This is a genomic window from Komagataeibacter medellinensis NBRC 3288, from assembly GCF_000182745.2.
GTDB lineage: Bacteria > Pseudomonadota > Alphaproteobacteria > Acetobacterales > Acetobacteraceae > Komagataeibacter > Komagataeibacter medellinensis.
Genome location: NC_016027.1, coordinates 2,841,336 through 2,855,607, shown reverse-complemented (window position 1 = coordinate 2,855,607; position 14,272 = coordinate 2,841,336). Strand labels below are relative to the sequence as shown.

The window sequence follows — 14,272 nt, the reverse complement described above, 5'->3', positions numbered from 1 at the left end:
ATCAGACCTGCTTGATCTCGCGCTCTTTTTCCACCAGCAGTTCATCCACGCGCTTGACGTACTGGTCCGTCAGCTTCTGGATGGCATCGCTCCATGTCTTGACATCGTCTTCACTGATGTCACCGGCCTTTTCCAGCTTCTTGGACTGATCCATGCCATCACGGCGCACGCCGCGCACGGCAATCTTGCCATTTTCGGCATACTTGCCGGCCGCGCGGGCCAGTTCGTTGCGGCGTTCTTCGGTCAACTGCGGAATGGGCACGCGCACGGTCTGGCCATCGGCAGCCGGGTTCAGACCCAGCCCCGCGTCACGGATCGCACGCTCGACCGCACCGACCAGCGTACGGTCCCATACCTGCACCGTGAGCATGCGGGCTTCAGGCACGGCAATGGAGCCGACCTGGGTCAGCGGCACTTCGCCACCATAGGCTTCCACCCGCACCGGTTCGAGCAGGGCCGGGCTGGCACGGCCCGAACGCAGGCCCGCAAAATCACGGCGCAGGCTTTCAATCGCGCCGTCCATACGGCGGGTCAGATCCGCCAGCAAACTTTTCTGATCGACAGACACTGTGGCCCTCCTTCTAATTCTTCATGCATGTGGCGCGCCCCGGCGCATGACCATGGGACGCCCTGGCGCCAACCATTCAGTCCGCCGCCACGATGGTGGTAAAACGCCCCTGCCCCTGCATGACGCGGGAGAAGGCGTTCGGCTCATGAATATTGAATACCACGATCGGAAGCCGGTTTTCCCGCGCCAGACTAATGGCCGCCGCATCCATGACGTTGAGGTCATTGGCCAGCACGTCGCGGTAGGTCAGCGTATCATAGCGCTGTGCATCGGGCACCTTGCGCGGGTCGGCGGAATAGACGCCATCGACCTGCGTACCCTTGAACAGCGCATTGCATTCCATTTCGGCGGCGCGCAGCGCCGCACCCGTATCGGTGGTGAAGAACGGGTTGCCGGTACCGGCGGCAAAGATCACCACCCGCCCTTTTTCCATATGCCGCACAGCACGACGGCGGATATAAGGTTCGGCAATGGAAGACATATGGATGGCGGTCATCACGCGCGTGGGGATGTTGTGCCGCTCCAGCGCATTCTGCATGAGCAGCGCGTTGATGACGGTGGCCAGCATACCGGCGTAATCACCCTGCGCACGGTCCATGCCGCGCGCCGCTGCCGCTACCCCGCGAAAGATGTTTCCCCCGCCGATCACAAGGCAGACTTCAACGCCGGTCCGGGCGACAGCGGCCACATCGGCGGCAATACCATCAACGGTTGCCGGATCGATACCATACGATCCACTGCCCATCAGGGCCTCACCCGACACCTTGAGCAGAACACGCTTGTACGATGACGGGGCTTGGGGTTTGACGGACTGGGTCATGGATCCTCGGCGCAGGTCAGGCAAACAGAACTGGGGACGGGCAGGCCACCCGGCCATGCCCTGTCATATAGAGGGATGCCCCCCCCCACAAGCCGATCCCGCCGTGTTTTGAGGTTTCAGGACGCATCATCCAGGCCGATGGCGCGCAGGCGGGCGCGCTCCTCATCCCATCCTGCCCGCTCCTTCACGTTCAGGAAAAGATGACATGTCCGCCCCAGCAGGCGGCCCAGTTCATGGCGTGCCTTCTCGCCAATGGCGCGAATCCGGCTACCGCGCTCGCCAATCAGGATGGCCTTGTGCGAGGCACGCGCCACATAGATCGTCACCTCAATCCGCACGGACCCGTCGGGGCGTTCCTGAAAGGCCTCGGTTTCCACTGTTGCGGCATAGGGCACTTCCTCATGCGTCTGCAAAAAGATCTGCTCACGCACCAGTTCGGCCGCCAGCAGGCGGTCAGGCAGGTCGGTCAGGTCGTCCTCGGGGTAAAGGTACGGTCCCGTGGGCAGGGCAACCGCCAAGCGATCAAGCAGGTCATCCACCCCTTCCCCCGAACGCGCGCTGACCATAAACACATGTTCGACGGGCAGGATGGAGGACAGCTCGGCCGTAAGCGGCAGCAACGTGTCGCGCTTCACGAGATCGGTCTTGTTGAGCACCAGCCACAGCCTGCGCTTCTGCTCGGCCAGACGGGTGGCGATGGCGCGCAGCGCATCGGTCATGCCTGCCCGAGCATCGACGATGAGCAGCGTGATGTCCGCATCATCCGATCCCGTCCAGGCAGCAGCGACCATGGCGCGGTCGAGCTTGCGCTTGGGCTGGAAGATGCCCGGCGTATCCACCAGCAGGATCTGGGTGCGCTGGCGCATGAGGATGCCCAACACCCTGAAGCGCGTGGTCTGCGCCTTGGGGCTGACGATGGACAACTTGGTGCCCGCCATGCGGTTGAGCAGCGTGGACTTGCCCGCATTGGGCGCGCCCACGATGGCAACAAAGCCGCAGCGCGTGGTGGTGGTATCGTGATCGTGGTCGGTCATTGTCCATGCCCCCTGCGGTCAGTGGTAGATGCGGGCTGCCCGTCTGTGCCCAACTGGCGCAGCAGGTCGGCGGCGGCATCGCTTTCAGCCGCGCGCTTGCTACCCGCCACTCCCTGCCCGGTTTTTCCCTGCGCGTCCACCGCAATGACGAAACGCGGGGCATGGGATGGCCCTTCCGCCGAGACCACGCGGTAACGCGGCAGGGGCAGGCCACGGCCCAGTACCCATTCCTGCAGGGCGGTCTTGGGGTCCTTGGGCGGACGGGCCTGGGCCACAATGGCGCCGCGCCACATGCGCCGCACGAAAGCGCGCGCGGGTTTCAGCCCGCCATCAAGGTAAATGGCGCCCAGTATGGCCTCAACCGCATCGGCCAGCACGTTGGCCATCTCCCGCACACCCGCACGCGCCTCGTGCTCGGCCACATCCAGCGCGGATTGCAGGGCCATGGCATGAGCCACTTCCGCCAGCACGGTGCGCGAGACGAGATGGGCATGACGGGGGCCAAGCGCCCCTTCCTGCTCGGCGGGGAAACGCTCAAGCAGCCATTCGGCCATAATCAGGCCCAACACCCGGTCGCCTATGAACTCAAGCCGCTCGTTGGACCCGGCCCCGCGGGTCGCCACGGTCTGGCGCATACGGCGGTTACCACTGCGCTCATGGGCAGCGGAGCGGTGGGTCAGCGCGCGCAGCAGCAGTTCAGGCCGGGTGAAATGATAGTCCAGGCAGGTTTCCAGCCGTCTGATCTCGGCTACGGGAACGCGCTCTTCCGTCACGGTCAGCGTACCCCCATAAACAGACGACCCCACCGGATTTCGGCTGGCCAGTACCAGACCTGCCAGAACGGATGCGCCGCATCAACGGACATGAAAATCCATTTTGCCTGGCCGATCAGGTTTTCCATCGGCACGAAGCCAAGATCCTGCGGTTCATCGCCCATGAAGCGGCTGTCCGCGCTGTCATCACGGTTATCGCCCATGGCGAAGAAATAGCCCGGCGGCACGACATATTCCGGCGTATCGTTCTTGCCGCCCTCATCGGTCAGCTTGAGGATATCATGCGCCACCGGCCCGCGCCCTGCACTGCCAGGCAGGATCTCGCGGTAACGGTCGCCTTCCATGCGGGTGCGATGCTCGTCTATCGCGGTGTATTCACCCTCGGGTTCGCGTGGGATTTCCTGGTTGTTGATATACAGCCTGCCCTCGCGCATCTGAATCGTATCACCCGGCAGACCCACGATGCGCTTGATATAGTCGATCGACGTATCCTTGGTGAAGCGGAACACCGCCACATCACCCCGGTGGGGCGTACTCTCCCATATCCGGCCCGTGAACAGGTTGGGCGAACCGGGCAGGGAGAAATGCGAATAGCCGTAACTGTATTTGGCCACCCATACGTAATCACCCACCTGCAATGTCGGGATCATGGAACCGGAAGGGATGTTGAAAGGCTCGAACAATACCGTACGCACGCTCAGCGCAAGCACACCTGCAATCACGACCGTGCGCACAAGTTCCACAAAACCCCCGCCTTCGCGGCGCGGTGCATCGGTATGGGAAGGGGCGGAAACCGTCTTGTTATCGTCCATGGGCATAACTGTATCTTTTATCCGGATCTGGCATCGAGCGGACACGCATTGCCCGACGAATAACAGGGGGATCAAGCCCACGCGCACCCCGCCTGTCAAGCACCGGCCCGTCAGGCGCTGCCACACGGGACCAGAATGCGCTTCAGCCAGCGCCCATCACGTGCGTCATGATCATGACCTGAGCGAAGGCATAGGGATGCTCATCGGTCATGGTCAGGAAAATGTGGGCTTCATGCCCAACGGGAAGCAGTTTTTCCAGCCGCGCCAGCGCGCCGCCCGTCAGGTGCATGACCGGCTGGCCGCCAGGCAGGTTCTCCACCCCCATATCGCGGTGGAATACGCCATGGGCGAATCCCGTACCCAGCGCCTTGGCGCAGGCTTCTTTTGCCGCCCAGCGCTTGGCGTAAGTGCCCAGCCGCGCGTTGCCCTGCCGGCGTTCCGCCGCCGCCCGTTCACGCGCAGTAAAGACACGCTGTTCAAAGCGCGCGCCATGGCGGGCAAGAACCGTCTCGATACGCCGGACATCACACAGATCGGACCCGATACCGATCAGCATGGCCTAACCCCTTGCCCGCTCGACCTGCACCACGCCGGGCGCCGCGCGCAGCGCCACCATGATGGCGGTCAGGTGCCGCAGGTCGCGTACCTCGATATCGGCAAGGATCTCCATGAATTCAAGCTGGCGGTTGACGATGCGCAGGTTGACCATCACCCCTTCATGCTTGGCGGCGATATTGGTCAATGTGGCCAGCATGGCCGGTTCGTTGGCGGTAACAACACTTAGCCGCCCGGTATGGGTGCCGGTGGCATTGCGGGCAATCAGGTCATAATCCCAGTCAAGGTCCATGAACCGCTCCGGGGTCGCGGCAAAGGTTTCCAGCGTCTGGCATCCCAGCGTATGCACCGTGATGCCCTTTCCGGTGGAGACGATGCCCACGATCCGGTCACCGGGCAGTGGGTGGCAGCACCCGGCAAAATGCACCGCCATGCCCGCACCCACACCGGCCAGCGCCATGCCGGCCGCAGGCTTGCGCCGCCCTGCCGCCCCGCCGGGGACCGCCATGGGGGCGCGCATGGACAGCCCCGGCACCATGCGTGGCGCACGCGGCGCACGGCGCAGTTCAGGGTAGGCCAGTTGCACGACTTCACGCGCGGACTGGTTGCCATTGCCCACCGCCACGTACAGGTCAGGCACCGATTGCAGGCGCAGGTCCTTGAGCAGGCTTTCGAGCACCTTTTCCGACCCGTCCACCCCTTCCTGACGGAAGGCTTTGGCCAGCGCCACGCGCCCACTTTCCAGATATGCCTCGCGCTGCTGCAACGCCACATGACGGCGGATGCGCGCCCGCGCCTTGCCGGTTACGACAAAACGCTCCCATGACGGCGAGGGCGTCCCCCCGCGCGCGGTCATGATCTCGACCTGGTCGCCGTTCTGCAGTTCGTGGCGCAGCGGCATCAAGCGACCGTTGATGCGCGCGCCCACGCAGGCGTCACCCACCTGGCTGTGCACGGCATAGGCGAAATCCACCGGCGTTGCGCCACGCGGCAGGGAAATCAACTGCCCCTTGGGGGTAAAGCAGAAAACCTGGTCCTGGTACAGTTCCAGCTTGGTATTCTCGAGAAACTCGTCCGGTGCCGCCGAGTCTTCAAGGATGTCGAGCAGGTCCTGCACCCAGCGCAGGCCCGAAACCACGCCCTTGGCTTCCCTGCCCGTCGCAGCATCGGGCAACTGCTTGTACAGCCAGTGCGAGGCCACACCATTTTCGGCCACGTCATGCATTTCCGGCGTGCGGATCTGCACCTCGATCTTCTGGTTACGCGGATGGCGCAGGGTCACGCCGGTATGCAGGCTCTGGTAACCGTTGGCCTTGGGGGTGGAGATATAGTCCTTGAACCGCCCGGCAATGACCGGATAGGCCGCATGCACCGCACCGAGCGCCACATAACAGGCTTCCCGCGAGGGCACTAGGATACGGAAGGCCATGATGTCGGACAACTGCTCGAAAGCAACATTGCGCCGCTGCATCTTTTCCCAGATGGAATAGGGCGTCTTTTCCCGCCCCGTCACCTCCACGCCCTCAAGCCCGGCCTGCGTGCATAGGGCCTGAAGTTCGCAGCGGATCTCCTCGATCACGTCGGCACCCTGCCCGCGCAGGTAGTTCAGGCGGGCGCGGATGGTCGCCATCGCCTCAGGCTCAAGCGCTGCGAACGACAGGTTCTGGAGTTCGACCTTCACCTTGTCCATGCCGATACGACCGGCAAGGGGGGCGTAGATCTCCATCGTCTCGCGCGCGATGCGCTGGCGCCGGTCCAGGCGCTGCACGTAATGCAGCGTGCGCATGTTGTGCAGGCGGTCCGCCAGCTTGACCAGCAGCACGCGGATATCGCGCGACATGGCCAGCACCAGCTTGCGGAAGTTCTCCGCCTGCTTGGTGCGGTCCGACTGCAATTCCAGACGTGTCAGCTTGGTGACGCCATCCACCAGTTCGGCAACGGTATCGCCAAACTGTTCACGCAGTTCTTTCTGCGTGACTCCCGTATCCTCGATCGTATCGTGCAGCAGCGCGGTGATGATGGATGCGGTATCGAGATGGAAACCCGCCAGGATATTGGCGACCGCCAGCGGGTGGGTAATGTAAGGATCGCCGTTATCGCGCGCCTGCCCGGCATGGGCTGCCTGGGCCACGGCAAAGGCCCGGCGGATCAGGTCCGCATCGGCCGTAGGGTCATAGGCATGGATGCGACGGATCAACCCCTCGCACGAGACCACGCGCGCCCCTCCGCCCGCCGTTGCGGGAAGGCTGGCCGCGCCTGCGGCCATGCCGCCCGTGGTGTGCACGGGCATGGAGGAAGATGTCGTTTCCGATCCGACCGGGTCAGCCACCTTCCACCCCTTCGTCTGGTATTACCGGCCCCGTCCGCTGAGCGCAGCCTCGACAGAGGCTTCCAGTTCTTCAGCAGACATGCCGTTGCCGGAATGACGCGCCTCTTCCTCGGCCGAGACATCCTGCAGGCCGAAAATATTGTGTTCGGTCGGGATCAGGTCGGCCACTTCCTCATCTGCGGGTTCGGGCTCGGGCGCGCGCGCCAGCGAACGGATAAGGTCGCTGCGGATCTGCTCCAGACCTATGGTCTGGTCAGCAATCTCGCGCAGGGCGACAACGGGGTTCTTGTCGTTGTCGCGGTCGATCGTCATTTCCTCGCCGCGCGACAGGGCGCGTGCGCGCTGGGCTGCCAGCAGTACCAGTTCAAAACGATTGGGAACCCGCTCAACGCAGTCCTCGACAGTGACGCGTGCCATCAGGCCTGAACTCCGGTTGTTAATTGGTTGTGTTAATCAGAATTTACCTTGTTACCTGCTCCCCTGTCCCAGTGCAAGCCTTTCACGTCCGCACCGGATCGGACATGGGGGTGATCTCCTGCCCTGCGACACCGGGCAGGAAGGCGGCAAGCTCCTGACCGCTTACCGGGTCGCGCCAGTCGGGCATCACATCGCGCAGCGGCAGCAGCACGAAAGCCCGCACGGTTGCGCGCGGATGCGGCACGATGGGATCAGGGACCAGGCGCACCAACGCACCCATGGAGATGATGTCGAGATCAAGCGGGCGGGCGGCGTTTGCAACCGTGCGCCGGCGCCCGGCCTCGGCCTCGATCTCATGCAACCGTGCCAGCAGCCATGCCGGGTCCACCTGCCCTGACAGCCGCACGACTCCGTTCACATAAGGCGGTTGCCCCGATGGCGGCACCGGCGCGCTTTCGTACCAGCGCGAGGTCGCCACCACCCGCATGCCTGGCAGGCATGCAAGCTGCCGGACCGCCCACCGGCATGTCATGGCCGCAGTTTCACCACTTTCGCGTGGCAGATTTGCGCCCACGGCAATGATCGTATCATCTGGCATGGTATCATATTGCAGCATTGTCATACGAAAACTGTATTCCGTCGGCCTGTGGTCGGCTAGTAATCCCTGCCCATGGGGAACTTCCTGCCGGGCCAGGGTTTCTGCATATCAAGGATCATTGCTGCAAGACGACTTTACACCTCGTTACGAAATACATGCCAAGCCTTAATTTAACCCGGTCATGACATATTCACATTCTTGTTTCAGGGACAGATCATAAATGTTTTTTCAACCTCAGGAGCGGCTCTGTCTTTTTATAGATGGTACAAGCCTGTACTCCGCCTCCCGCAACCTTGGTTTTGAGGTCGATTATCGCAAGCTGCTGCAATTCTTTCGCGCGAAGTCAAATGTCCTGCGTGCCTATTACTACTCTGCCGTACTGGATACCGAGGAATATTCACCCCTCAAACCCCTTACAGACTGGCTCGTCTATAATGGCTATACGCTGGTCACCAAGAATGCACGCGAATTCATCGACCATAATGGTCGCCGCCGCGTGCGGGGTAATATGGATGTGGAACTGACGGTGGACATGATGGAAATGGCGCCGCATATCGACCACGCGGTGCTGTTCAGCGGTGATTCGGATTTCCGCCGCCTGCTGGAATCGGTCCAGCGTCAGGGCGTGCGCACAACCGTTGTCGGCTCAATCAAGACCACGCCGCCGTTGATCGGCGATGAACTGCGCCGTCAGGCTGACCAGTTCATTGAACTGGCTGATATCTCGGCCAATTTCATGCGCCGCCATATCGAAAACCGACCGCAGCGCAATGCCGCCCCCCCGGTGCGCCACCCGGCCGACCAGATGAGCGAACACGACGAGGACTAAGGCAGGAAACATCCTGCCCCGGCCACAAGCCCCACCCCGCCTTTACGGCGGGGTGGGGTTTTTTAATGGCCCTATTCAGCCATCCAGTTGCAGGGCATCGCGGGTGCGGGCACGCACCTGCGCGCACAGCGCCGCATCCTGTCCCAGCTTGACACCGTAGGAGGGGATCATCTCCCGCAGGCGGGCTTCCCACTGCGGCAGGCGGGTGCCAAAGCAGCGCTGCAGCACCGAAAGCATGATGGGGGCGGCCGTGGAGGCACCGGGGGAAGCACCGAGCAGTCCCGCGATCGAGCCACCGGCCCCCGTCACCACTTCCGTGCCGAACTGCAATACGCCGCCGCGCACGGGGTCTTTCTTGATCACCTGCACGCGCTGGCCTGCGGTAATCAGTTCCCAATCTTCCTTGCGCGCGGTGGGCACGAAGTCGCGCAGGGCCTTGAGCCGGTCCTCGCTGGACTGAAGCACCTGCTGGATCAGGTATTTTGTCAGCGCCATGTTGTCGCGGCCCACCGCCATCATGGCCCCGATATTGTCCATGCGGATGGAACGCGGCAGGTCCAGCCATGACCCTTCCTTGAGGAACTTGGTCGAGAACCCGGCATAGGGCCCGAACAGAAGCCCGCGCCTGTCATCAATCATACGCGTATCAAGGTGTGGCACCGACATCGGCGGTGCCCCCACCGATGCCTTGCCATAAACCTTGGCCTGATGCCGGGCCACGATCTCGGGGTTGGTGCAGCGCAGGAACTGCCCGCTTACGGGAAAGCCGCCAATGCCGCGCACTTCGGGTATGCCGCTTTTCTGCAGCAGGTGCAGCGCACCGCCGCCCGCGCCCACAAACACGAATTTCGCGCGCACCCGGCGTTCCGCCCCGCCATGCATGGCGCGGACCGACACATCCCATCCGTTGTTGCCTGCTGGCTTGAGGTCTTCCACCTCGTGCCCGAGGTTAAGTTCGAAACCCGGCTTGCCACGCAGCAGGTCAATCAGGCGGTGGGTCAGCGCGCCAAAATTCACGTCCGTCCCTGCCGGGTGCCATGTGGCCGCGAGTTGCTGGCCCGGTGCGCGGTCCTGCATGACCAGCGGCATCCACTGGCGCAGTTGCGCCTCGTCCGATGAAAGGGACATGCCCTCGAACAGGGGGTGCTGCTGGAGGGCGGTATAGCGCCGCTTCAGGAAATCGACGTTTTCCGCACCCCACACAAAGCTCATATGCGGCACGGGGGTCAGGAAATCACGCGGGTTGGGGATCTGTCCCGTCTCCACCAAATAGGACCAGAACTGGCGCGAAACCTGGAAGGCCTCGTTCACGTTCACGGCCTTGGAGATGTCAACGGTCCCGTCGGGGCGCAGCGGGGTATAATTCAGTTCGCACAGTGCGGAATGGCCGGTGCCCGCGTTGTTCCAGCCATTGGAGCTTTCCAGCGCCACGTCATCAAGTCGGCCGAACAGGGCAATGGACAGTCCCGGTTCAAGCTGTCGCAGCATGGCGCCCAGCGTGGCACTCATAATTCCGCCGCCAATCAGGACCACATCGTAAGTGGCGGCGGCAGGGGAGGAAGTCGAGGTCATGGCATTCTCCGGATCGGCATCGGAAACCCGCTGCGTGGCTGGTCATCGGCTGGACCGGGCAGCCACCCGGCGGCGCGGGGAACCCGGCCTGATTGCACGTTCATGATCTGGTACCGGCCTGACCGGCACCCCGCCCCCATGGCACGTACCATGGGGCCGGTACACTCTGTCAGCCCTTTCCTTGCCACCATGTGGGGCCGGGCCGGGCATCATCTCTGCGCGAGCCACCCCGCCACACACGCCTGGTACCGCACTACAGGACCGCGCCCACCGCCACAGAGGCCGTGGTGGCCCACATGAACAACATCCCGCGAGCGGGGCGCCTTTCCTTACACCGCTCCCGGCCGGGCGTCATCCACGTGGGCGGGTACTGCCACCGGGGTCACGCCATACCCCTGTCCAATCATAGTCGCCGCCACCATGCACGATAGCACGCGCACTGGCACCGGGTCGGCGCGACTGGTCAGGATGACCGGCACACGCATACCCATGACAATCCCGGCAGCGCGCGCCTGCCCGATAAAGGTCATCTGCTTGGCCAGGATATTGCCTGCCTCAAGATCAGGCACCACCAGTATGTCGGCCAGTCCCGCCACGGGGGAGGCAACGCCCTTGCACCGCGCGGCCTCGGGGCTGATCGCGTTATCCAGCGCCAACGGGCCATCCACCACGCCACCGGTAATCTGGCCGCGCTCGGCCATCTTGCAGATGACCGCGGCATCGAGCGTGGAAGGCAGGTCGGGATTAATCACCTCCACGGCGGAAAGCAGCGCCACCCGGGGCTGCCCGATACCCAGCATGCGCGCAAGGTCGATGCTGTTCTGCACGATATCGCAGCGCGTATTGAGGTCCGGGGCAATGTTCACCGCCCCATCGCTGACCAACAGCACACGCGGGGCCTGCGGGGCATCCAGCACATAGACATGACTCATGCGCCGCGCGGTGCGCAGGCCGCCCTCATGATGACCCAGTTCGTGCAGGAAGATGCGCGAATGCAGCGACCCCTTCATCAGGGCTGCAACCTTGCCCTCGTGCGCCATGGCGACACCCGTATGGGCCGCGTCCTGTGCGGTGGGCACATCCACCATCTGGCAGCCATCCAGCAAAATCGCGGCAGAGGCCGCAAGCGCGCGGATCTCCGCCACCGGCCCGATCAGGACAGGTACGGCCAGCCGCCTGCGCACAATCTCGGCCACCGCATGCAGCGCGGGCAGGCTACACGGATGGACCACGCCCAGTACAATAGGAGGCCGGTTGGCAAGGCTTTTGGCCAGATCATCAAAGAACCGCAGGCTGCGCATCATCTCCCCTTCCCGCTACGGAGCGCGTACTGCCCCTGATGCCACACCCCCCTGCAACCTACCGCCATCATCTTTATGCGAGCCACCCCGACAGGGACCGCCCCTGCGGGGTGACAGCGGGACGTATCCTCATGCATGCTGCGATCCACATCATGCCCATGGCGCCACCGACCATGGCCCACACCTGCCAGAAGGAATACGCATGTCCAACGCACCCCTGATCGGATTTGTAGGCTTCGGAGCCATGGCGTCCCGCATGGGGGCCAACCTGACCAAGGCGGGCTACCGCATCGCGGCCTATACGCCCTCGGGCAAGGGAGGGGATGGCAGCACGCTCTTCCTGCCCTCCGCCCGCGCTCTGGCGGCGGAGGCCGATATCGTGCTGGTGTCCGTGCCCGATGACGAGGCACTGGCCAAAGCGCTCCATGGCCCCGAAGGCGTGCTGGCCGGGATAAAGCCGGGCTGCGTGCTGATCAACACCAGCACCATCGCCCCCGAGACCGCCGAAGCACTGGACACGGAAGGCACGGCGCGCGGCCTGCATGTGATCGACGCCCCCGTGGCGGGCAGCACACCGGAGGCGGAAGCGGGCAACCTGATCGTGCTGGCCGGTGGCACGGCCGATGCCATAGCCCGTGTGCAGAAGGTATTCGACACCATTGGCCGCCTGACCATCCATGCTGGCCCGGCGGGCTGTGGCACGAAGCTCAAGCTGGTGATAAACGGCATCATGGGTTCAACGCTGGCGGTGGTGGCCGAAGGTGTTGCCTACGGTCTGGCAGCGGGTCTTGATCGTAGCATGCTGTTCGACGCACTGGATGAGGTGCCGGTCATCTCACCGCACCACAAGCGCAAGCTCAAGGCGGCGAAAGCCGGGGATTTCAGCCCCCAGTTCCCCGCCCGCCTGATGCAGAAGGACATGCGGCTGCTGCTGACCAGTGCCGCGCGCCAGACCGCGCCCCTGCCCGCCATGGCGGCCGCGACCCAGAGCCTGTCACTAACCCGTCGCCGCCACCCGGACGCGGATTATTCCGCCCTGTTCGCCGTCATGGAAAGCCTGGTGGCCAACACCCCCTAGATCCGTCCACGCAGAAGGGTCACCATAACCGCCATCCGGTCGCCCACGCCACGCGGCAGGCCGTGGCGTGCAGCGGAGCCTTCGCGCATGTCGCGCAGCCCCAGCACCGCAGGCAGGCTGGCAGCCAGTGCCGGGCGTGGCAGGCGGCCCCCCATGCGCGCCTGCGCCAGCCAGTCGTGGCCCTGCTGGCGCAGCATGGCACGCAGGGTGCTGATCTGAGCAGGCGTGGCCTGCCCCGTGCGCAGCCCGTCACGCGTAAGTCCGGCTTCAGCCAGTGCATCATCGGGCAGCGGGCAACGCCCGGCAGTCAGCACGGCGGGCAGGTAGCGCAGCAGCGCGCCCACCCCATATACGCCGCCCAGCAGGCGCACGCGCGCCAGCACTGTCGTATCCGTCACACCCGCCGCCTGCGCCATGGCCACCTGCATGCCGCCCGCGCCATCAAGCATGGCGGCCTGCCATGCCACACGGTCAGGCAGGCCCTCGAGTTCACATTCCCGTGCCTCAACCATTGCTTCCAGCGTATCACGCCGCACCAGACCGGTCGCCTGCAGGTCAAGCACACTGGCCGCCAGTTCGACCCGCTGGGCGTTGCCACTTTCCAGCACATCGCGCCACCATTGCAGCCGGATCAGCCCCGCCATCGGCCCCGCCACCGACCATGATGCAGGCATGGACAGCGCACGCGTGCATTCATGGTTGAAGGCGATCAGCACCATCGCGGCATGGCGCGCGGCAGGCGGCAGGAACAGCGCGCAGAAGAAGCGGTCGGGGTCCGCCCTGCGTGCCGCCTGCATGGACGCAAGCCCGGCTGGCACGGATTGAGATGCATCCATCCGGCCCATCATGGCGTTGGAACCGGGTGGCATGGGATGGCGGTGTTCATCTGTCTGTCACTTGACGCACCCGCTCCGCCCCCATAGCAATCTTGGTATGGCGGCTGCTGGCCGCCCCTTGCAATTCCCAGGAGAATGTTCATGGCTTTCGAATTGCCGTCCCTTCCCTTCGCCTACAATGCCCTTGCCAACCGTGGCATGTGCCAGGAAACGCTTGAGCTGCATCATGACAAGCACCATCAGGCCTATGTGACGGCGCTGAACGGGTTTGTCGAATCCAAGCCGGAACTTCAGGGCAAGTCGCTTGAGGAAATCATCCTCACCGTCAAGGGCAAGCCTGACCTGGCGCCCGTGTTCAACAATGCGGGACAGCATTGGAACCACATCCTGTTCTGGCAGAACCTGGCCCCCTCGGGTGGCGCGATTCCCGACTCGCTGAACAAGAAGCTGGTCGAGGATTTCGGCAGCATCGAGAAGTTCAAGGCCGACTTCAAGGCCGCTGCCGCATCGCAGTTCGGCTCCGGCTGGGCATGGCTGGTGCTGGGTTCAGATGGCAAGCTGAAGGTGACCAAGACCGCCAACGGCTCCAACCCGCTGGCTGAAGGCCAGGGCAAGGTGCTGCTGGGTCTCGATGTGTGGGAGCACTCCTACTACCTCGATTTCCGCAACCGTCGCCCCGACTACATCGTCAACTACCTGGACAAGCTGGCGAACTACGAGTTTGCCGAGGCACAGCTCCAGTCCGCCTGA

15 protein-coding genes are annotated in these 14,272 nt (G+C 63.8%); 3 read left to right on the top strand and 12 right to left on the bottom strand.

Annotation, left to right across the window (positions count from 1 at the left end; all coding sequences use genetic code 11):
• Position 1: 1 nt before the first annotated feature.
• From frr to folK, 9 genes are all read right to left on the bottom strand, one after another.
• On the bottom strand, positions 2 to 568 hold the full coding sequence (frr, locus tag GLX_RS13325; protein ID WP_014106484.1) for a ribosome recycling factor: 567 nt from the start codon (positions 566 to 568) through the stop codon (positions 2 to 4).
• A gap of 76 nt (positions 569 to 644) precedes the next feature.
• A complete protein-coding gene (gene pyrH / locus GLX_RS13320; RefSeq protein ID WP_041247434.1) occupies positions 645 to 1,388 on the bottom strand; it encodes a UMP kinase in 744 nt (247 codons plus the stop codon).
• A gap of 116 nt (positions 1,389 to 1,504) precedes the next feature.
• Positions 1,505 to 2,422 (bottom strand): GTPase Era, encoded by a 918-nt coding sequence (era, locus tag GLX_RS13315; RefSeq protein WP_014106482.1) that lies wholly within the window; start codon positions 2,420 to 2,422, stop codon positions 1,505 to 1,507.
• Positions 2,419 to 3,195 carry a ribonuclease III gene (gene rnc, locus GLX_RS13310; protein WP_014106481.1) on the bottom strand — a complete coding sequence of 259 codons (777 nt, stop codon included), beginning with the start codon at positions 3,193 to 3,195 and terminating at the stop codon, positions 2,419 to 2,421. Before rnc ends, era begins: the two co-directional genes overlap by 4 nt.
• Positions 3,196 to 3,197: 2 nt before the next feature.
• Positions 3,198 to 4,007 carry a signal peptidase I gene (gene lepB / locus GLX_RS13305; protein ID WP_041247887.1) on the bottom strand — a complete coding sequence of 270 codons (810 nt, stop codon included), beginning with the start codon at positions 4,005 to 4,007 and terminating at the stop codon, positions 3,198 to 3,200.
• A gap of 142 nt (positions 4,008 to 4,149) precedes the next feature.
• Positions 4,150 to 4,563, bottom strand: coding sequence for a holo-ACP synthase (gene acpS / locus GLX_RS13300; protein ID WP_014106479.1), 414 nt, complete (start codon positions 4,561 to 4,563; stop codon positions 4,150 to 4,152).
• A 3-nt stretch (positions 4,564 to 4,566) separates the two neighbouring features.
• On the bottom strand, positions 4,567 to 6,852 hold the full coding sequence (locus GLX_RS13295) for a RelA/SpoT family protein (RefSeq protein ID WP_014106478.1): 2,286 nt from the start codon (positions 6,850 to 6,852) through the stop codon (positions 4,567 to 4,569).
• A 60-nt stretch (positions 6,853 to 6,912) separates the two neighbouring features.
• Entirely contained in the window at positions 6,913 to 7,308 is a 396-nt protein-coding gene (rpoZ, locus tag GLX_RS13290; protein WP_014106477.1) for a DNA-directed RNA polymerase subunit omega, read from the bottom strand.
• Between the two features lie 82 nt (positions 7,309 to 7,390).
• The gene (gene folK / locus GLX_RS13285; protein ID WP_014106476.1) at positions 7,391 to 7,930 is read right to left on the bottom strand and encodes a 2-amino-4-hydroxy-6-hydroxymethyldihydropteridine diphosphokinase; all 540 of its coding nucleotides are present in this window, start codon (positions 7,928 to 7,930) and stop codon (positions 7,391 to 7,393) included.
• A gap of 196 nt (positions 7,931 to 8,126) precedes the next feature.
• On the opposite strand from folK, the gene GLX_RS13280 reads away from it, so the two are divergent.
• The gene (locus GLX_RS13280; RefSeq protein ID WP_014106475.1) at positions 8,127 to 8,735 is read left to right on the top strand and encodes a LabA-like NYN domain-containing protein; all 609 of its coding nucleotides are present in this window, start codon (positions 8,127 to 8,129) and stop codon (positions 8,733 to 8,735) included.
• Between the two features lie 75 nt (positions 8,736 to 8,810).
• Here GLX_RS13280 and GLX_RS13275 read toward each other — a convergent pair whose 3' ends face one another.
• Positions 8,811 to 10,307: a malate:quinone oxidoreductase gene (locus GLX_RS13275; RefSeq protein ID WP_014106474.1), complete on the bottom strand. Its 1,497-nt coding sequence runs from the start codon at positions 10,305 to 10,307 to the stop codon at positions 8,811 to 8,813.
• 329 nt (positions 10,308 to 10,636) lie between these two features.
• On the bottom strand, positions 10,637 to 11,611 hold the full coding sequence (locus GLX_RS13270) for a bifunctional enoyl-CoA hydratase/phosphate acetyltransferase (protein ID WP_014106473.1): 975 nt from the start codon (positions 11,609 to 11,611) through the stop codon (positions 10,637 to 10,639).
• A 199-nt stretch (positions 11,612 to 11,810) separates the two neighbouring features.
• Here GLX_RS13270 and GLX_RS13265 point away from each other — a divergent pair, with 199 nt between their 5' ends.
• Positions 11,811 to 12,686 (top strand): NAD(P)-dependent oxidoreductase, encoded by an 876-nt coding sequence (locus GLX_RS13265; protein WP_014106472.1) that lies wholly within the window; start codon positions 11,811 to 11,813, stop codon positions 12,684 to 12,686.
• Here GLX_RS13265 and GLX_RS13260 read toward each other — a convergent pair.
• Positions 12,683 to 13,555, bottom strand: coding sequence for a squalene/phytoene synthase family protein (locus GLX_RS13260; protein WP_014106471.1), 873 nt, complete (start codon positions 13,553 to 13,555; stop codon positions 12,683 to 12,685). The genes GLX_RS13265 and GLX_RS13260 overlap by 4 nt on opposite strands.
• A gap of 108 nt (positions 13,556 to 13,663) precedes the next feature.
• Here GLX_RS13260 and GLX_RS13255 point away from each other — a divergent pair, with 108 nt between their 5' ends.
• Positions 13,664 to 14,272 carry a superoxide dismutase gene (locus GLX_RS13255; protein WP_014106470.1) on the top strand — a complete coding sequence of 203 codons (609 nt, stop codon included), beginning with the start codon at positions 13,664 to 13,666 and terminating at the stop codon, positions 14,270 to 14,272.